Here is an 18,573-nt window from a genome sequence, read left to right on the forward strand (position 1 = left end):
TGATGCTTCAACCCGTTAAACCATTAATGACCAAACTCGGTTATCAGTTCCGGCAAGCTGAGTTGCTGGAGCAGGCATTAACCCATCGCAGCTGTAAAGGGAAGCATAACGAACGGTTGGAGTTTTTAGGTGACGCCGTGTTAGGGCTGATTATCGCTCAGATGCTGTTTGACCAGTTTCCGCAGACCCGTGAGGGTGACTTAACCCGGATGCGCTCAGCGCTGGTGAAAGGCGTTACCCTGGCCGAAATTGCCCAGGAGCTGGCAATTGCCCAGTATTTACGGCTGGGGCCGGGCGAATTAAAAAGTGGCGGCCATCGCCGTGAATCTATTCTGGCTGATGCGCTGGAAGCTATATTAGGCGCTATCTTCTTAGACAGTGGTATGGATGCCTGCCGCGAACGGATTAATGTCTGGTTTGCTGAACGCCTGGCGCAGATTGCGCCGGGTGAGCAAAAAGATTCAAAAACCCGCTTGCAGGAATATTTGCAAGGCCTGCGGTTAGCTTTGCCGGTATATGATGTGATTGCCACCACTGGCGAGGCCCACCAGCAAACCTTTACGGTGCGGTGCACCGTCCCTGGTATTGCGCCCATTACTGCCTCAGGCAGCTCGCGGCGTAAAGCCGAACAAGATGCCGCAAACGCGGCTTTGGAACAGATTAAAAATGAACGATAACGTCGTGCCAACGCCTCATGCAGCGCCAACCACCTATGCCGGTTTAGTAGCGATAGTAGGCCGTCCGAATGTCGGCAAATCGACCCTGTTAAATAAGCTGGTTGGCCAGAAAGTCAGTATTACCTCGAAAAAGCCACAAACTACCCGGCACCGGATTGTCGGTATCGATACCGTTGATAACTATCAGACGGTGTATGTTGACACCCCCGGCTTGCATATTGAAGAGAAGCGGGCCATTAACAGGATGATGAATAAAGCGGCATCCAGCTCCATAGCCGATGTTGAGCTGGTGCTTTTTGTAGTGGAGGGAACCCGCTGGAACGATGACGATCAGATGGTATTAAATAAACTGATCCAGGCACAAAAGCCGGTGGTGCTGGTGGTCAATAAAGTCGACTTATACAAAGATAAGTCGGAATTATTGCCGCACTTACAGAAGCTGGGCAGTCAGCTTAACTTTGTCGATGTGGTGCCATTGTCGGCAGAAAGTGGCGACAATGTCGAGGCGCTGAGAAAAGTGGTGCAGCGTCATTTACCCCTTTGTGAGTTCTTTTTTCCGGAAGATTACATTACCGATCGCTCGCAGCGCTTTATGGCTGCCGAAATTGTCCGTGAAAAGCTAATGCGCTTTTTAGGCGATGAATTGCCATATTCTGTAACAGTAGAAATTGAGCGCTTTAAATGGGAAGAGAAACATTTCCATATTGCGGCGCTGGTATTAGTTGAGCGGGAAAGCCAGAAACGAATGGTTATTGGTAACAAAGGTGAGCGGATAAAAACCATTGCCACTGAAGCCAGGCTGGATATGGCCGCCATGCTGGAGCAACCGGTATTTTTACAGGTGTGGGTAAAGGTGAAGTCAGGTTGGGCTGACGACGAGCGAGCGCTGCGTAGCCTTGGCTACGGCGAAGATTAACCATTTTGAACATTAAGGTTTAGCCAGATGCAGCCGCTATGTCCCGCTTATATCTTACATAGCCGGCCATTTCAGGATAATAAGCTGCTGTTGCAGCTGTTAATGCCAGAGCGGGGCAGGGTGTCAGCCGTGATCAGAAAACGCCAGGGCAAACAACGCTTTGCCTTGCAGCCCTTTCAGCTGTTTACGGTGGCGCTTGGCGGTCGTAGCAGTTTAAAAACGGTTCTAACTCTGGATGAGCTGGCACCGGCGGTTCGCTTTAATGGCAAATTCCTGTTCAGCGCGCTTTACCTCAACGAGCTTATTTGCCGGCTGTGGCCGGATGATATGGCCGCAGAACAATTGTTTAACTACTATCAGCAAAGTCTGACCGCGTTGGATCAGGCGCAGCAACAGCCTGACAATCTGGAGCCCTGTTTGCGGGAGTTTGAATTTTCCTTGCTTGGCGAGCTGGGGCTGCAGGTCGACTGGCAGCATGGGGCTGATGGCGCGCCGCTGCTGGCTGAATTACAGTATCTATGGCAGCCAGAGCAAGGGTTTGTTGTGGTAAGCCGTGGCTGGCCAGGCTCAGTACTGCAGGCCATTGGCCAGCATAACTGGCAGCACACTGATGCGCTGAAGGTAGCCAAGCAAGTCAGCCGGCAGTTGCTAACGCCATTACTGGGCGGCAAGCCGCTACACAGCCGGGCGTTATTTAACCCACTCGGCTAAACCCTTAGCGGATTGCACAAGTATAAGTTGTGATTCTAATCAGACATTTAAAACCGGAGCCGTTATGAGCCCTATTTATCTTGGTGTCAATATCGATCATGTGGCAACGTTACGCCAGGCCCGGGGTACCAGTTACCCGGAACCTTTGCATGCCGCGCTGGTAGCAGAGCAGGCCGGAGCCGATGGCATAACGGTGCACTTACGCGAAGACCGGCGCCATATTATTGACCGTGATGTGTTTTTATTACGACAGAGCCTGAGTACCCGGCTTAATTTTGAAATGGCAGTAACCGACGAAATGTTGAATATTGCCGGCAAGCTAAAACCGCAATTCTGCTGCTTAGTCCCTGAAAAACGCCAGGAGCTGACCACCGAAGGCGGTTTGGATATTGCCGGCCAGCTTAGCCGCATGACCGACGCCGTAAGCCAGTTGGCAGCAGACAATATTCTGGTGTCGTTATTTATCGACGCTGACCACGCTCAGATAGATGCCGCTGCGGCAACCGGTGCGCCCTTTATCGAAATCCATACCGGTCGCTATGCAGAAGCCACCGACAGCAAGGTACAGCAAGCCGAACTTAGCCGAATTACCGAAGCTGCCGCCTATGCCGCCTCGCTGGGCATTACCGTTAACGCCGGTCATGGTTTGCATTATCACAATGTGCAGCCGATAGCGGCTATTCCGCAGATGTACGAGCTGAATATTGGTCATGCTATTGTTGCCCGGGCGATATTCAGCGGTCTGGCCGGTGCGGTATCAGAGATGAAACGATTAATGGTAGAGGCCAGACGGTAATGGCCATTATTGGCCTGGGTACTGATATTGTTGAGATTGGCCGGATAGAGCAAAGCCTGCTGCGCTCGCCTGGCCTGGTAAAACGGGTGTTAACAGCGACCGAGCAACAGCATTTTTCAAAGCATACCCTAGCCAGCCAACCGTTAGCCAGCCGTTACTTTGCCAAACGCTTTGCCGCCAAAGAAGCCGCCGCCAAGGCGCTTGGCACCGGAATTGGCCGCGGGGTCTCGTTTCAGCATATTGAAATCAGCAATGATCAGCATGGCCGGCCTGAGCTTAAATTTACAGGCTATGCGGCAGAGCTGGCGACCCGTTTAGGGGTGAGTCACTGCTGGTTGTCATTAAGTGACGAGCAAGCCTACGCGATGGCTACCGTTATTCTTGAAGGTCAATCTTAGCCAGCCAGTCGCTGTCCAGCTGACATAACGCGCTTAAAATATCGTCCAGTTCAAACAGCTCCGGTTCCAGTTGCTGGATATCAGTGCCGGTTTTAAGCTGGGTCTCCAGCGTTTCTGCCAGGTTTTTCAGCGCAGGCACGCCGGTGTAGCAGCAAGCGCCATGTAATTTATGGATAAGCTGCAATAATTGTTCATTGTCGTTGGCGGCAATGGCCACATTTAGCGCCTGCTGAGTTTGCGGCAGGCTGGTTAACAACATTTGCAGCATATCTTTAGCCAGCCCGGGTTTACCGCCGGCCCGTTGCAAGCTCATCTGCCAGTCGATCAGATTGCCGTGGTTAGTCTGCTGATCATGCGTTGGCGCCTCTGTTTCTGTTGATCCGATAGACTGAGCAATCAACGGGCAAAATTCCTGCAGGGTGTAGTGCAGCATTTTGTCATCCAGCGGCTTACTTAAAAACTCATTAAAACCAAGCGATAGTAAGCGGGCGCGCTCACCGGCGACCGCATGTGCGGTAACGGCAATAATAGGGGTGTGCTCATTGAGTGAGCTTTGCCGGATCCGCTGACAGGCACTAATCCCATCCATTACCGGCATATTAATATCCATAAAAATAATGTCATACACATGCTGGGTCGCTTTTTGCCAGGCATCTGCGCCATTAGTGGCAGACTCCGTCTGCTCAACCAGTTCGGATAGCAAGGTATTAATCAGTTTCAGGTTGGCTTCGTTATCGTCAACGGTCAGCACCTTTAAGGCAGCCCGGGGCTGGATCACAGGCATTGGCAGATTTTTTGCCTGATCCAGATAGGGTTTAGCCAACGCAAATGCTAATTTTCGCTGATGGGTTGGTTTAGGCAAACAAGCGTTAGCACCCGAGGCCAGCATGGCTTCGCGTAAATTTGGTGATAAGGTGTTAACCAGTAAATAGGTGTAGTGACAACTGGGTTCAATTTGCTGCACCAGGCTAATCACCTGACTCACCTGATTAATGGCGATAGCCCGGCCAATCAAGCCGATATCGTAATGCTGACCATGATTTAATGCTTGCTGTAACTGACCTTTGGTGGCGCAGGTTGTTACCTGCAAGCCCCAGCTATGCAGCAGGTCAAGTGTGGCTTCCCGCGAATACTGTTGTGGTTCAAAATACAGCAGGGTTTTGCTATCGAGCACGTCGATAGGCAATGGATCCGCTACTGATAAATGATGGCGCTGGCATTTAATGGTGAACCAGAAGGTCGAGCCTTCAGCGGCTTTACTTTCAAAACCAATGTTGCCACCCATCGCCTGCACCAACCGCTGCGAAATCATTAAACCCAGCCCAGAGCCGCTATTGTGGTCTTCAGGCTGGCTGCTGGTAAAGCCCTGAAACAGCAGGTTCTGTTTATCTTCGCTAATACCCCGGCCCGTATCCTGCACTGAAATGTGCAGAATAAGCTGATCTTCATTCAGTAAGGTCGCACTAACCCGGATAACAATACTGCCATGCTCAGTAAATTTAATAGCATTGCCGGCGACATTCATTAATACCTGAATAAGCCGGCCCGGATCGGCAATCAGATCGTCCGGGCAGCCATGGTCAATCATCATCACCAGTTCAAGGTGTTTATCAAAGGCATTGGCGGCCAGCAGCTCGGTGGCATCGTTTAATAAATCACGGAGTGAAAACGGCTCAGGGTTAATTGCCATCCTGCCTTCTTCGAGCTTGGAGAAATCCAGCACATCATTGACCAGATGCAGCAGGCTGTTAGCAGATTTTTGAATCGTGCTCAGGTAGTCGTGCTGATTGGCACTAAGCTGAGTTTTTAATAACTGCCGGGTAAAGCCAATAACGCCATTGAGCGGGGTGCGCAGTTCGTGGCTCATTTTCGCCAGGAACTCAGATTTCTGGCGGTTTTCTTCTACCGCCTTGCGCCTGGAAAAATCCAGCTGAATATTCTGCACTTCCAGCTGCTCCATACTTAGCTGTAAGTCACTGGTAACCTGCTCAATATTGTGTTGCATTTCCTGCTCCAGTGAACTGAGTTGCTCACTAAGCTGATTAACGTGGCATTGGATATTATCGAGCTCTTTGATCCCCGAAACATTCGTTTGCTGCTGATAATTACCCGTTTGTAACTGTTGCAGCTGCAACTGCAGCCGGCTAAGCATGGGTTGGATTTTGTGGCGGACAAACTGACTGAAAATAATACACAGCATGATCACGGCAGCCACTACCATGGCCACATGTAATTTATAACGTTGTTGTTGCAGCAAAATGTGTTCATTCTGCAAGTGCAGCAGAATATATGGCCCGGCGGCTGGTTCGCTACTGTTAAAGCGTAACGTCTGATAAATAAGCAGGCTGTGCTCAAAAGGCACCAGTTGCCCGGCGGCAGCGTTGCGTTGGGAGGCGGGCTTTGGATAGGCCTCGGCAGGGTATTGTGGGTTGCTGCTTGCAAGCATTTGGCCATCAGCATCGAACAGCAGTATATTGTTAAGCACCGGTGAATTCAGGCGATGGCTGGTATTTAATAGCGCTTCAATGGTCGCGACGTCGCCCTCTGCCAGTAACTTTTCACTGCTGATGGCCAGGGGTACTGCTATATTTCTGGCTTGTACGGCAAGGTTACGGTTTAACTCTGCCGCTTTACTGTAAGTAAAGTAGCTACCCAGGCCAATACTGGCAAGGGCCGCGGGCAAAAGGGCGCAGAGTAATATCCAGTAACGTAACGCAATTTTCGTCATTCGGGCCAGAGCTTGTTACAATAGTCGCAGGTCCACCCATAATGACATAACAATTTCTACTTGCCTACAATACAGAGCGCAGATGGTAACACTATATAAAGCAAAGGCTAAAGCCAGCCTGATCGGGGCAACTCTTACCCTGGATATCGATAGCACTGATTATGAAGTTAATGGTCTGAGCCGTTACAAGCAAAAAATCGTGTTTGTCAGCGGCGCATTGCAGGGGGAAAAGGTACAGGCGTTAGTGCTGGAAGATAAGGCCGGTTTTATTAAAGCCCGCACCAGCAAAGTGCTGAGCCCGGCCCCCGGGCGGCAACGGCCGTTTTGTCCGCATTTTAGTCAATGCGGTGGCTGTCAGCTGCAGTATCTGGATAATGATCAGCAAATCCGCTTAAAACAGCAGGGCATTGATCAGCTGATCCGCCACCAGACTGGCCTTGAAACCTTACCCTGGCAGCCGATGATTGCTGCAGCCGATACCCATTACCGGCGCAAAGCCAGGCTGGGCGTTTGGTTTGACAAAAAAACACGCCAGTTGAGTGTGGGGTTTCGGGCCGAGGGTAGTAAACATATTAGTGCGATCAGCGAGTGCAGCATGTTAAGCCCGCTGCTAACTCCGGTGTTGACGAGGTTACCGCCGGCAATTAACGCGTTACCTGATCCGGCTGTGGTGACCCATCTTGAGCTGTTTTGTGCCAACCAGCGGCCCTATGTTGTAGTACGCCATGTTAAACCGTTAACTGCAGCGCAGCAGCAGGCGTTTGTCCAAAGCTGGCCCGAGGCGTATTTTCTGGGGGATGACGGTACTGAGCAGCTACAACACTGGCAGCCGGACACCCCAACGCCGGCTTATACTCTGACCGAGCAGGATATTAGGTTGCAGTTCCAGCCCGGCGATTTTATCCAAATTAATGAAGCGGTTAACCAGAAAATGGTCAGCCAGGCGCTGGCCTGGCTTGAGGTCAATGCTGATGACACCATTCTGGATTTATACGCCGGCATGGGTAATTTTAGTTTGCCACTGGCCAAATATGCCAAAACAGTGCAGGGCATAGAAGGTGTGGCCAAAATGGTGCAGCAAGCGGCAACCAATGCCACACTTAATGGTCTTAGCAATGCCAGCTTTGCGCAGGCCGATTTACATTTACCCTGGCCAGATGCGCCCTGGCGTGGGCAAGGTTATACCAAAGTGGTACTGGACCCGGCGCGGGCCGGTGCTAAAGGCGCTATAGAACAGATTGCTGCGCTGAAAGCGGCACAGATATTGTACGTGTCGTGCAACGCTGCTACCTTTGCCCGTGACGCCAGGGTATTGCTTAGCCAGGGTTATCAGCTGCAAAAACTGTCTGCCATTGATATGTTTCCGCATACCAGCCATCTGGAGCTGATGGCGTTGTTTAGTGCGTCGTCTAAAAGTGCTTCTGTTAAAAGCGCGCCGGCAAAATAATAAGGGGTTTTCATGGTCAGGGTTCGTCAATCTCACAGCAGTGGCTACCATGGCGGCGATACGCTGGAATGGCTGTGTTCACTTGGGTTGACTGAGAAAAAGATCAACGCCTTACTTCATTGCGGGGCATGGTTGAAGCAACAAGGTTTGAATGACGATATTGTCCAGGTGCGAACCGGCTGGGAAATGGTTGAAATTCTGGCCGACTTAAAAATGGACCATGACTCTTTGCTGGCCGCGTTATTATTTCCGGCATTTGATGCGAATTTACTTAATGAAACCCAGCTGGCAGCAGAGTTTACCCCGACCATTCTTGGCTTGCTGCATTCGGTGCAACAAATGGATGCCATTCGCACTATACCTACCGGCGCCAATCAGAGTGTTAACCCGCAGCAAGCCGATAATTTACGAAAAATGCTGCTGGCCATGGTGGAAGATGTGCGGGCGGTGGTATTAAAACTGGCTGCTCAAATCTGTTATTTACGTGAAGTAAAAGATGCCGATGAAGAAACCCGGGTGCTGGCAGCAAAAGAAACCAATGCTATTTTTGCTCCTTTGGCCAACCGGCTGGGTATTGGCCAGTTAAAATGGGAGCTGGAAGATTTAGCCTTTCGTTATCTGCACCCCGGTGTGTATAAACAAGTCGCCAGTTTGCTGGAAGAAAAACGGCTGGATCGTGAACACTATATGCAGGATTTTGTCGGCTCGGTACGCCAGAAAATGCTGGATGCCAAGCTGGATGTGGAAGTATATGGCCGGCCAAAGCATATTTTCAGTATCTGGAAAAAGATGCAGAAAAAGCAGCTGAGTTTTGATCAGCTGTTCGATATCCGGGCGGTACGAATTGTAACTGAACGGGTGCAGGATTGTTATGGTGCGTTGGGTATTGTTCATACCGGCTGGCGCCATTTACCCAAAGAATTTGATGACTATATTGCCACCCCGAAACAAAATGGTTATCAGTCTATTCATACTGTGGTATTGGGGCCGCAGGGCCGGGCGGTAGAAATACAAATTCGCACCCGGCAAATGCACGAAGATGCCGAACTGGGCGTAGCGGCACACTGGCGCTATAAAGAAGGAGCCGTTGGCAGTAATAAAGTTGTTGCCAATGATGAAAAAATTGGCTGGCTGCGCAAATTACTGCAATGGCAGGAAGACGTGGTTGATGGCACTGATCTGGCCGGGACCGATTTAGCCGATGAGTTGCGAACCCAGGTCATCGAAGACCGGGTTTACGTGTTTACCCCCAAAGGTGACATTGTCGATTTACCTATTGGTTCTACCCCGCTGGATTTTGCTTATTATGTCCACTCTAACGTGGGCCATCGCTGCATTGGTGCCAAAATCTCCGGCCGCATTGTGCCGTTTACCTATCAGTTGAAAACCGGTGATCAGGTAGAAATTCTGACCGGGCGTGAGCCTAACCCGAGTCGGGACTGGTTAAACCCGAATTTGGGCTATTTAAAATCCAGCCGGGCCCGCTCTAAAGTGCAGTACTGGTTCCGGCTGCAGGACAGAGATAAAAACCTGGCAGCCGGCAAAGAATTGCTCGATACGGAACTGACCCGCTTAAATCTGGTGATGGAGTATCCGGCCAAGGTGCTAAGCCGCTTTAATGTCAATTCCATGGATGAACTGTTGGTTGGTATTGGGGGTGGTGAAATTAAAGTGACCCAGGTGGTGCACTTTATTCAAAGCCAGAGCGGCAAGCTGGAGTTGCCGGAAATTGACCCGCGATTAAAAACCAAACCCTTGCCGACGGCCAAAAGTAAAAGCGATGTAGTGGTGCAGGGCGTGGGTAATTTATTAACCCATATGGCCGGTTGTTGTCAGCCGTTGCCGGGGGACGCCATTATTGGTTTTATCACTCAGGGCCGGGGCATTGCTATTCACCGCGATGACTGTGACCAGTTTAAAACGCTGCAGGACAGCATGCCGCAGCGGGTAGTGGATGCCACCTGGGGCGACAAATATGCCTCGGGCTACGAAGTGGATATCAGGATTGTGGCGCACGACCGCAACGGCCTGTTGCGGGATATCACCAGTATTCTGGCTAATGAAAAAGCTAACGTTACAAAAATGAGCAGCACATCGGATATTAAAGCGCAAACCGCGGTAATTAACATGACCCTGGAGCTGTATAACCTCGATTCACTTAACAAATTATTAAGCAAAGTGAGCCAGATAGATGAGGTAGTGGAAGCAAAGCGCTTGCACCACTGAACCGGCAATGGCCGCTAAGCAATACTACCCAGATATTTAAACGAAAAGAGAGCAACGTGACCGATAATATCCAACGCTTGTTAAGCATAATGAGCCGGCTGCGCGATCCGCAAACCGGCTGCCCGTGGGATCTTAAACAAAGCTACGCCACTATCGTACCTTACACCCTGGAAGAGGCCTACGAGGTGGCGGACGCCATCGCCCGCGAAGACTTTGCTGAACTGAAAGACGAGCTGGGCGATTTACTGTTTCAGGTGGTGTTTTATGCCCAGCTGGCTAAAGAAGACGGTCGCTTTGGCTTTGATGACTGCGTCGCCGCCATTTGCGATAAATTAGAGCGGCGTCATCCGCATGTGTTTGGTGAGGGTAGTGATGCCAAAACTGCCGATAACGCAGAAACAGTGCTGCAAAACTGGGAAGCACTAAAAAGTAACGAGCGCAAAGCCAGTGGCCAGCACAGTGTGCTGGATAATATTCCGCAAGCCATGCCAGCGCTTAGCCGCGCCAACAAGCTGCAAAAGCGCTGCGCCACAGTCGGTTTCGACTGGCCGACCGTAGAAGGCTGCTGGGACAAAGTAAAAGAAGAAATCCTGGAAGTAGAGCAAACCGCAGCCGGTAGCCCGGAGCTGGCAGAAGAACTGGGTGATTTAATGTTTGCCCTGGTTAATGTGGTACGTAAACACAAACTCGACCCGGAAGCGGTGCTACGAGCAGCCAATAATAAGTTTGAACGCCGCTTTAGGGCGGTAGAGCAAGCCCTGGACGGCCAGGGCAAAAGCCCGCAGCAAAGTAACCTGGATGAAATGGAAGCACTGTGGCAGCAGGTTAAACAACAACACCGCTAAGCGCGACAACAGCCACACCCACCACCACGAGCGGCAACAACCAGTTGCAACAGCTCGTCGCAACATCTAGCCCCACAGCCGTTGCAACGTTGTCTGTTTTTCATAAAAAATTCACTATTGTGCTATTTTTAACCAACAAACCTGCAGTAGGGTAGCGGGTAGTGCTGGCGGTCTGGCTGGCATGTTAAGCCACAGGACTTTTTTATGAACAGTATAAGCAGAATTAACAAGCTAACCGGGTGTTTACTCGGCTTACTGGCAACGCTCAGTGTGTCAGCGCAGGCAACCGTATTGAATGGTGGCTTCGAGCAATGGTCGGGTAATCAGCCAGCCAACTGGAGCCTGATTGACAGCGGCATTACTGTCAGCCAGTCAACCAGTATCAGGCTCAGCGGCAGCAGCGCAGCAGCGGTCAGTGTTAACACCGCCAGCCAGGCCGACACCGACTTTCGCCAGCTGGTTAGCGTTAATGCCGGCCAGGCCTACCAATTCAGTGCGGGCATATACCATACCGAGGGCAATGTCAGGGCCCGCTTGTATGTCAACGGTTACCAGAGCTACTCTGATGCCGGCCTGACCGGACAATGGCAGACAATCAGTCACAGCTACACGCCTACGGTGAGTGGCACTATTGAAGTGGGTTTACGCTTTTATGATGTCACCGGTTTTGACGGTGCTGAACTGGTTTATGTCGACCAGTTTGAGCCAACCACCAGTGAGCCACCGCCACCAGGAGGCTGCAGCGAGAGCAGCGCAGAATTTGCCCTGACCACTGATAACTATGGTGGCGAAACCAGCTGGCAGCTAACAGATGGCAGCGGTACGCTTTACCGCGGTGATGGCTTAGCCAGCAACACGCAGTACAGCGAACAGTGGTGCCTGGCTGCAGGTGATTACACCTTTACCATTTTTGACAGCTACGGTGACGGCATTTGTTGTGGCTACGGCAACGGCAGTTACAGTCTGACTCTGGGCGGGGCTAATATCTTCAGCGGTGGCAGTTTTGGTCCATCGCAAAGCCATAGTTTCACCGTCGGCAGCGGTGATGGCGTAGATGAGGATCTGGGCGCTTATTATGCTCCGGCGGCAGGCTTAACCGGCTACGCCCTGAAAACCGCGCTGCACAACATCATTAAAGATCATGCGGTGCAGGGTTACAGTGCTATCTGGACGTTTTACAATGTCTACGAGCTGGATACCTACTATGAGAATGATGGTTCGATACTCGATATTTACTCGGAAAAACCTTCCGCCAGCGACAGCTATGTTTACGCTGCCAGCAGTGATCAGTGTGGTAGCTACAACAGCGAAGCCGATTGTTATAACCGCGAGCACAGTTTTCCGCGTAGCTGGTTTGGTGGGGCAATAGAACCAATGAATTCCGACATTCACCATATTTTTGCATCCGACGGCTTTGTTAATTCCAAACGCAGTAGTTACCCCTACGGTGAAGTAGGCAGTGCCAGCTTTACTTCAACCAATGGTACCCGGCTGGGTAATGCTGCTGCCGGCACGGGCTACAGCGGTGTGGTGTTTGAGCCAATAGATGAGTTTAAAGGTGATGTGGCAAGGGCCTATTTCTATATGGCAACCCGCTACCAGAACCAGCTGGCAAATTGGCAGACCAACAGCAGCGAAGCCAATGCTGCATTAAATGGCAGCAGCAATCAGGTATTTGAAAGCTGGTTACTGCAACTATTAAAATAGTGGCATCAGCTGGACCCGGTTAGTCAGAAAGAGCGTGATCGTAACGACGCGGCCTACCAGTATCAGGGTAACCGCAACCCCTTTATCGATCACCCGCAGTTTGTGAATGCTGTCTGGGGTAATTAACCCGCAGCTGCAAGGGCGAGACCATTAACCACCGGAAACCGGTTAGTGGCCTCGCTCTAATAGTGATACCGACACTGAACAATAACAATGGCATCATCGGTTACTTTATAAACAAGCCGGTGTTCCCGGTCTATCCGTCGTGACCAATAGCCTGACCAGTTATGTTTTAATGGCTCTGGATCACCGATGCCTGCGAAGGGCTGTCTGGCTATTTCTTCAGTTAACGTATTAATTCGTTTCAGCACCGGTTTATGGTCGTCATTAACCTTATCTAAGGTTGTGGCAAGTTGGGCACGAAACGCTGAATAACTCATGGTGTCCATTAGCGATATCTCTGTGTGTACAAAGATAGGATGCATTGTACTTATACTTGTACGCAATGCAGCGAATGTGAAAGTAGCCGCATAATTACAACAACATCGAAAGCGGGCTTTTAACCCCACTGGCGCCTTGCTTCAGGACATGGGTGTAAATCTGGGTAGTGCGCACATCGGTGTGATCAGGTAACACGCTATTTTTATTATGCAGCAATGTTAACAATAGGTTTTAATTGTTGCCATTTTGGTTGTGTTGTAATAGTGTAAGTTTCTGACTCCGGAGGCTCTATGTCACGATATTTTCTGCTTTTGATTTTGTGTAATTCGCTAGTTGGAATTTTTAAGGTTGAAGCATCTGTGCCGCAATCATCTAGGCCAGAACTAATTTCAATCGATAGCGTGAATCTTACTGCAGAGCATTTTTGGCGAGCCTACACCAGCAGCAATGAGGCTGATCAACATGCGGCACGATTTTTTTTGTTGGGTGTAATGGAGGCTACCGAAGGTAAAAGTTGGTGCAGTTATCAGCAATTTAAAACGATCTCCCTGCGGGATTATCTAAACGGCTACTTTAGGAATTTGCCTGAAACGCAAATGCAACTCAGGGCTGCCGTTGTCATTGAAACTGCATTAATTGCATTAAATGAATGTAAAGGGAACTTATGAAACCAAGTTACGCTACGCTGAAGAAAAACCATTATTCTTCTAATGACATGAATCCCAGTTATGTTGGCGCTATTGATGCTTATCAGGAAGTGGGATATGACATAAATGAGTTAATTAAGCAGAACCCCGGATATGTAAATACCTGCGCGCTGCGTATGAGTCTTGCGCTATTGAAATCTGGAGTGCAGTTCACCGGGCGTTTGAGAATTAAAACAGGGGAATTCACCGGGAGAAGCTTTGAGCCTGGTGCCAAACTACTTGCTGATCAGCTTAAAAAAGAAAGTATTTTTGGCATGCCAAAATTATTAAATCGGGAAAATGCGCTAAAGTACCTCGTCGATAAGAAAGGAGTAATTCTATTCTGGAAAATTGACGGCTATAACGGCGGGCATATTGATCTTATAGAGAGCACCACCACCGCTCAGGTGTGTAATTCTGCTTGTTACTTTGCATGTAAGGAAATTTGGTTTTGGCAGCTGAATTGACGCTTGCCAGTGCTACAACATCGACAGCGGGCTTTTTACGCCACTGGCGCCTTGCTTCAGGACATGGGTGTATATCTGAGTAGTTTTAACATCAGTGTGGCCAAGCTGTTCTTGTACCGTGCGAATATCCATTCCCGCCTCTAGTAAATGCGTAGCAAAACTGTGCCGTAAGGTATGGCAGGTAACATTTTTGGCAATATCAGCTTTGCGGGCAGCACTGCGCACGGCTTTTTGTAAGCCCGACTCATCCAGGTGGTGGCGGCGTAACACCTTAGCATCAGGATCGATACTGAGTTTGCTGGAAGGAAACAAATACTGCCATCCCAACTCTTTTGGCGCAGCCGGGTATTTACGTGCTAACGCAAAAGGCAACCAGACCCCGGCAAATTCAGCTGTTCGGATATCCAGCTGATAAAATGCCTCTACCAGACTAATTTGCCGGCGTAACGGCTCAATCAATTCCGGAGCTAAAGTTACTCTACGATGTTTACCGCCTTTGCCATGCCACACCATTACAGATAAATAATCAAAATCAATAGCATTGACCCTTAACCTGACAGCCTCCATTAACCGTAAGCCGCTACCGTACAGCAGCTGCGTTAAGAGTAAATATTGTGGATCCATGTATGTAAAAAGCTGCGTAACCTCAGGCTTGGTAAGAACAACGGGTAACTTTCGTGGTTTAACTGCCTGATTAAAGTTAAGGTTTAACGCCAGCGGTCGCTTAAGAATCTCTTTATACAAAAAACTTAGCGCATTCAGCGCAAGTGCCTGGGTTTGCACCGCTACATTTCTCGAAACAGCAAGATGAGTTAAAAACTGCTCTACATGCACCTCCTGTAAATCTTTGGGATGTTGCTTTTTATGAAACAAGATAAAAAATTTAACCCAATGCAGATAAGTTTCTACGGTTCGTTTTGCGTAGCGTCGGGTGTACATCTCCTCAGCAATGAACTGCATAAAAGGTGATGACTCTGGCATAAGATAACCCTCATAAAAAACACTGTTTAAGTATACAGTTATTTTGAAAAAGTCAAGTTCCCTTTGTTAGGCGGATGTATCCGTATTTGTCTTGTTGTGTAAAAAATTAATTTTTATAAGATATTGTCGACAAGAGGGTTTCTGGTTAATGTACAAGCCATCAAATTTACAAATATGGAAAAGTCCGTGTTTAAATACGGATCTTTCCGTCGAATAAGCGTTGAACTAAGCCGCTGCGCGGAGCTAGCAGCAATTACCCCCATCTGAACCACACTTACTCCGGGAATGTTCCCTACACAACCGGAGAATAATCATGACCCCGTTACGCCAGGCAATGATCGACGAATGTCGGTTGCGTGGTCTTGCCAAAAGAACCGAAGAAACCTATTTGTATGCGGTTGAGCAGTTAAGCCGTCACTACCACCAGCGTCCGGATACCATTACTGAAGCGCAGCTTGAGCAGTACTTCAGGTATCTGACGTTAGAGAAGCAGTTAGCGCGCAGTACAATTCACCTTCGACTCAATGGGATCTGTTTCTTTTTTAAAGCTGTGCTACACAAAGAGGTGGCTATCACCAAGCCGCTTTCAAGGCGGCCAGTCAAAGCGCCAGTTATGTTAACGCCAGCGGAGGTACATTTAGTCATTTCGCTTTGCCCTTACAAAAAACACCGTTTTATGCTGATGACATACTACGGCACCGGCTTGCGGTTAATGGAGTTAATTAACACCAAAGTTGCCGATATAGATGGCCAGAGAAGTACCTTAAGAGTGCTGGCTGGTAAAGGTAATAAAGACCGTTACGTGATTCTGACGCCAGCCGTGCTGAACTTGCTGCGTGAATACTGGCAGTTATACCGGCCACATGACTATCTGTTTTATTCTGGCCATGGCATGGACAAGCCGATGTCCAGCAGCAGTATTAGCAAGCCATTTAAAGACGCGGTGCGCGCTGCCGGGGTATCAAGCCGGTGCAGCATTCATAGTTTGCGACATGCTTATGCCACGCATCAGTTGGTGGCGGGAATGCCGTTGTATGAACTCCAAAACCAGCTGGGCCATACTGACATTAAAACCACTCAGCGCTATTTGCACTGGTTGCCTGAGATGGGTAGTGGTGCCCGTGATTTACTGGCGGGTTGGGTTGTATCATGAGTCTGCATCTGAGTGATGTTCTGGCGCAGTTTTTACCGGAGTATAAGCAACATCATGCGCTGAACTGGCAGCAACAAGCGGCCTGTAAACACATTATGCAATGTCGTACCGCAGTCTTAGGACAGCAGTTATGGCAGTGTGATAACTGCCAGCAGCAACAAGTGGTGTACTGTTCATGCCGTGACAGACATTGCCCACGGTGTCAGGGGCAGCGCACCCGTGACTGGATAGAAGCGCAGGCCGCCAATCTGGTACAGGTAAAATACTTCCATCTGGTGTTTACCCTGCCGCATGAACTGAATGTCATTAGCCAGTATGCGCCGGAAAAACTGTACAAAAGCCTGTTTAATGCGGTGTGGCAAACACTGAGCAAGTTCGCCCGGCAACATCGAAAAACAACGGGTGAGTTGGGTATGACAGCAGTACTACATACCTGGGGCCAAACGTTAACGCAGCATATTCATCTGCACTGTTTAATTCCCGGCGGGATGTTAAATCAGGCAGAGCGTTGGCAAGTGATAGATAAAGGCTATTTGTTCCCAGTGAAGGCGCTATCTACGGTGTTCAGAGCGAAGATGTTGCAACAACTGCGGGATGAGCAGCTGAGTATCCCGGACAAAGAGGCACTACTGGCAAAACCCTGGACAGTATTTAGCAAAGCCTGCCTGTGTAAACCTGAGACTGTATTGCGTTATCTTGGGCGTTATACCCGCAAAGGTGTGTTGCATGAAAGCCGCTTACAACGTATCGGTGCAGAGGGCGTCAGCTTTAACTACCGGGACTATCAGGATGGCAACAAGCGCAAGGTGATGACGCTCAATGGTGGTGAGTTTATCCGCCGTTATCTGAGCCATGTATTGCCCAAAGGCTTTATGCGGATCCGGCACTATGGCTTGCTGGCCAACCGCTGCCGCAAGCGAAAACTGGCGATAATCAGGCAGCAGGAAAAAAAGCCGAAGCCTGAAGAGAAAGTAGCTGAGCAGGAAAAGCCTTGCTGGCATTGCCCGCACTGCCATGTTGGACTACTCCATCTTGCATCAATGTTAGTAGTGCGACCACCAGGTAAACCCGACGGCTAACAGGCAAGGAAGTAGAGCAACAACATACTGGCTAAAATGGTCGGAGGGCAGGTATTGCCTGATCGTTGGTGAACCGCAAAAAGTGCAGGAGGGCAACACAATGACGAGCAGCAAAAAAGGTATCAAAACTAATCACATCCGCTACAAAAGCCAGTAAATTAATTGTTCCCTAAATAAGCAAATTCCATTAGCATCAGTTATACCAAAAATTAAGTGAGCCGGGCCGTTCAACAGGAGTTTATCCGTCACTGAACAACGTGCCGGATAAAACACTAAAGCGTTAAGTTTTTAGGAGATTTATGAGTAATCAAAAAGAACAAATGAAATGGGTGCTATTTTGGGTTTTTCTTACCCTATTTGTTCTTATGGTTCTTGGAACGTTAGCAATGGTATTTTTAGGTTTTGGTTCACCGACAGAAAGCGAAAGAGAGTTAATGGTGAAAGGTCTAATCGGTGAAGTAGCTGTATGTATAATCGCCCTGTTTTACTCAATATTTGGTTTGAAAAGTGGTTCGGTAGATGCTTCGAAATTACAAGAATTAGAGAATAAAACTGACCAAGCTTTATCTATTATTGAATCATTGAGATTGAGTAATGATAAGAATAGGGTAGGTATTGTTTCAGATTCTTCAGAGCAGGGCGGAAACTCATTTTCGGTTGGAGTAATAAGAAGCACTTTTCAAGAGAAAATTGCGGTACTGGATTTGAACCCGCCTTTTCCGGTGAGTGATTATGAATTAACACCTTTACCAATCGAAATTAAAAATGATATCCGAAGTGCAAAACCTATGGACGTCAAGCATAAAGAATCTACTTACAAGGGTATGAAAGTTCAGTGGAGGGCATTGCTGGCGTCTGTAGAAATGTCAGATGAAAATAAAGTATTTGTAACTGCTGAGTTAGATGAGTCCATATTATGGGTCTGGTTTGAATTGGAAAAAAGCTCAAACAATACTCTCTTAGTGGCTGATAAAGATGAACCATTTTGGCTTTGTGGCGAAATAGTCGAGGCTACATCTCACAAAATTAAAATGAGTAATGTCCAGATAAAGTTTAAAAAAACTTAACAATGCGCAGCACTCGCGGCCTGCGGCCGCTGGGATGCCAACCGCTGCGCGGTCGTCACCCGTGTGCTTAGCGTTGGTATGACTCCCCAAGTCAAGCAGGTTGAATAAATCCCTGCTCATTTAAGAACCATCTTTTTGCTGTTAAAGCGAGTTAATGCATCAGATGAAGCTGGTAATGTTCGTCGGTTGTCATGCTGGTATACGTGGATTATTAGCTTTCGCTAGCAGAGCCTACCTTACTTGTTCCG

Annotated in this window: 16 protein-coding genes and 1 pseudogene; 14 read left to right on the forward strand and 3 right to left on the reverse strand. The window is 49.0% G+C overall.

From position 1 onward, the window contains the following. The first annotated feature begins 2 nt into the window (after positions 1-2). The 5 genes from rnc (at position 3) to acpS (ending at position 3,498) form a co-directional block, all read left to right on the forward strand. Entirely contained in the window at positions 3-677 is a 675-nt protein-coding gene (gene rnc / locus B2Q61_RS04085; RefSeq protein ID WP_290621503.1) for a ribonuclease III, read from the forward strand. Further along, positions 667-1,593, forward strand: a complete 927-nt coding sequence (gene era, locus B2Q61_RS04090) for a GTPase Era (RefSeq protein WP_290614036.1) — start codon at positions 667-669, stop codon at positions 1,591-1,593. Before rnc ends, era begins: the two co-directional genes overlap by 11 nt. A gap of 27 nt (positions 1,594-1,620) precedes the next feature. Next, positions 1,621-2,304, forward strand: a complete 684-nt coding sequence (recO, locus tag B2Q61_RS04095; protein ID WP_290621504.1) for a DNA repair protein RecO — start codon at positions 1,621-1,623, stop codon at positions 2,302-2,304. A 64-nt stretch (positions 2,305-2,368) separates the two neighbouring features. Next, positions 2,369-3,100 carry a pyridoxine 5'-phosphate synthase gene (gene pdxJ / locus B2Q61_RS04100; RefSeq protein ID WP_290621506.1) on the forward strand — a complete coding sequence of 244 codons (732 nt, stop codon included), beginning with the start codon at positions 2,369-2,371 and terminating at the stop codon, positions 3,098-3,100. Then, positions 3,100-3,498, forward strand: a complete 399-nt coding sequence (gene acpS, locus B2Q61_RS04105; RefSeq protein WP_290621508.1) for a holo-ACP synthase — start codon at positions 3,100-3,102, stop codon at positions 3,496-3,498. Before pdxJ ends, acpS begins: the two co-directional genes overlap by 1 nt. Here acpS and B2Q61_RS04110 read toward each other — a convergent pair. Further along, positions 3,476-6,226, reverse strand: coding sequence for a response regulator (locus tag B2Q61_RS04110; protein WP_290621510.1), 2,751 nt, complete (start codon positions 6,224-6,226; stop codon positions 3,476-3,478). The genes acpS and B2Q61_RS04110 overlap by 23 nt on opposite strands. Positions 6,227-6,308: 82 nt before the next feature. Between B2Q61_RS04110 and rlmD the strand changes: the two genes are divergently transcribed. The 4 genes and pseudogenes from rlmD (at position 6,309) to B2Q61_RS04130 (ending at position 12,577) form a co-directional block, all read left to right on the forward strand. Further along, positions 6,309-7,673 (forward strand): 23S rRNA (uracil(1939)-C(5))-methyltransferase RlmD, encoded by a 1,365-nt coding sequence (gene rlmD, locus B2Q61_RS04115; RefSeq protein WP_290621512.1) that lies wholly within the window; start codon positions 6,309-6,311, stop codon positions 7,671-7,673. Positions 7,674-7,685: 12 nt separating this feature from the next. Next, entirely contained in the window at positions 7,686-9,899 is a 2,214-nt protein-coding gene (gene relA / locus B2Q61_RS04120; protein ID WP_290621514.1) for a GTP diphosphokinase, read from the forward strand. A 56-nt stretch (positions 9,900-9,955) separates the two neighbouring features. Continuing rightward, entirely contained in the window at positions 9,956-10,744 is a 789-nt protein-coding gene (gene mazG, locus B2Q61_RS04125; protein ID WP_290621516.1) for a nucleoside triphosphate pyrophosphohydrolase, read from the forward strand. A 204-nt stretch (positions 10,745-10,948) separates the two neighbouring features. Then, positions 10,949-12,577 (forward strand): annotated as a pseudogene (locus B2Q61_RS04130) (endonuclease). 56 nt (positions 12,578-12,633) lie between these two features. Here B2Q61_RS04130 and B2Q61_RS04135 read toward each other — a convergent pair. Then, positions 12,634-12,891, reverse strand: a complete 258-nt coding sequence (locus B2Q61_RS04135; protein WP_290621538.1) for a Txe/YoeB family addiction module toxin — start codon at positions 12,889-12,891, stop codon at positions 12,634-12,636. 291 nt (positions 12,892-13,182) lie between these two features. Here B2Q61_RS04135 and B2Q61_RS04140 point away from each other — a divergent pair, with 291 nt between their 5' ends. Together B2Q61_RS04140 and B2Q61_RS04145 are read left to right on the forward strand one after the other, a co-directional pair. Then, a complete protein-coding gene (locus B2Q61_RS04140) occupies positions 13,183-13,560 on the forward strand; it encodes a Rap1a/Tai family immunity protein (protein ID WP_290621518.1) in 378 nt (125 codons plus the stop codon). Further along, positions 13,557-14,045, forward strand: coding sequence for a T6SS effector amidase Tae4 family protein (locus B2Q61_RS04145; protein ID WP_290621520.1), 489 nt, complete (start codon positions 13,557-13,559; stop codon positions 14,043-14,045). The genes B2Q61_RS04140 and B2Q61_RS04145 overlap by 4 nt, the downstream gene beginning before the upstream one ends. 12 nt (positions 14,046-14,057) lie before the next feature. On the opposite strand, the gene B2Q61_RS04150 is transcribed toward B2Q61_RS04145, so the two are convergent. Next, the gene (locus B2Q61_RS04150; RefSeq protein ID WP_290621522.1) at positions 14,058-15,026 is read right to left on the reverse strand and encodes an integron integrase; all 969 of its coding nucleotides are present in this window, start codon (positions 15,024-15,026) and stop codon (positions 14,058-14,060) included. Positions 15,027-15,339: 313 nt separating this feature from the next. Here B2Q61_RS04150 and B2Q61_RS04155 point away from each other — a divergent pair, with 313 nt between their 5' ends. The 3 genes from B2Q61_RS04155 to B2Q61_RS04165 all read left to right on the forward strand — a co-directional run bounded on the left by B2Q61_RS04155 (position 15,340) and on the right by B2Q61_RS04165 (position 18,325). After that, on the forward strand, positions 15,340-16,179 hold the full coding sequence (locus B2Q61_RS04155) for a tyrosine-type recombinase/integrase (RefSeq protein WP_290621524.1): 840 nt from the start codon (positions 15,340-15,342) through the stop codon (positions 16,177-16,179). Then, a complete protein-coding gene (locus B2Q61_RS04160) occupies positions 16,176-17,258 on the forward strand; it encodes an IS91 family transposase (RefSeq protein WP_290621526.1) in 1,083 nt (360 codons plus the stop codon). The genes B2Q61_RS04155 and B2Q61_RS04160 overlap by 4 nt, the downstream gene beginning before the upstream one ends. A 299-nt stretch (positions 17,259-17,557) precedes the next feature. Beyond that, positions 17,558-18,325: a hypothetical protein gene (locus B2Q61_RS04165; RefSeq protein WP_290621528.1), complete on the forward strand. Its 768-nt coding sequence runs from the start codon at positions 17,558-17,560 to the stop codon at positions 18,323-18,325. Positions 18,326-18,573: the final 248 nt, after the last annotated feature.

The organism is Arsukibacterium sp. UBA5043, from assembly GCA_002415085.1.
In the GTDB taxonomy this organism is placed as follows: domain Bacteria; phylum Pseudomonadota; class Gammaproteobacteria; order Enterobacterales; family Alteromonadaceae; genus Alishewanella.

Bases quoted from the DNA above. Each gene is read 5' to 3' on its own strand.
- rnc (WP_290621503.1), top strand. From the start codon at position 3: ATGCTTCAACCCGTTAAACCATTAATGACCAAACTCGGTTATCAGTTC.
- era (WP_290614036.1), top strand. From the start codon at position 667: ATGAACGATAACGTCGTGCCAACGCCTCATGCAGCGCCAACCACCTAT.
- recO (WP_290621504.1), top strand. From the start codon at position 1,621: ATGCAGCCGCTATGTCCCGCTTATATCTTACATAGCCGGCCATTTCAG.
- pdxJ (WP_290621506.1), top strand. From the start codon at position 2,369: ATGAGCCCTATTTATCTTGGTGTCAATATCGATCATGTGGCAACGTTA.
- acpS (WP_290621508.1), top strand. From the start codon at position 3,100: ATGGCCATTATTGGCCTGGGTACTGATATTGTTGAGATTGGCCGGATA.
- B2Q61_RS04110 (WP_290621510.1), bottom strand. From the start codon at position 6,226: ATGACGAAAATTGCGTTACGTTACTGGATATTACTCTGCGCCCTTTTG.
- rlmD (WP_290621512.1), top strand. From the start codon at position 6,309: ATGGTAACACTATATAAAGCAAAGGCTAAAGCCAGCCTGATCGGGGCA.
- relA (WP_290621514.1), top strand. From the start codon at position 7,686: ATGGTCAGGGTTCGTCAATCTCACAGCAGTGGCTACCATGGCGGCGAT.
- B2Q61_RS04135 (WP_290621538.1), bottom strand. From the start codon at position 12,891: ATGAGTTATTCAGCGTTTCGTGCCCAACTTGCCACAACCTTAGATAAG.
- B2Q61_RS04140 (WP_290621518.1), top strand. From the start codon at position 13,183: ATGTCACGATATTTTCTGCTTTTGATTTTGTGTAATTCGCTAGTTGGA.
- B2Q61_RS04145 (WP_290621520.1), top strand. From the start codon at position 13,557: ATGAAACCAAGTTACGCTACGCTGAAGAAAAACCATTATTCTTCTAAT.
- B2Q61_RS04150 (WP_290621522.1), bottom strand. From the start codon at position 15,026: ATGCCAGAGTCATCACCTTTTATGCAGTTCATTGCTGAGGAGATGTAC.
- B2Q61_RS04155 (WP_290621524.1), top strand. From the start codon at position 15,340: ATGACCCCGTTACGCCAGGCAATGATCGACGAATGTCGGTTGCGTGGT.
- B2Q61_RS04160 (WP_290621526.1), top strand. From the start codon at position 16,176: ATGAGTCTGCATCTGAGTGATGTTCTGGCGCAGTTTTTACCGGAGTAT.
- B2Q61_RS04165 (WP_290621528.1), top strand. From the start codon at position 17,558: ATGAGTAATCAAAAAGAACAAATGAAATGGGTGCTATTTTGGGTTTTT.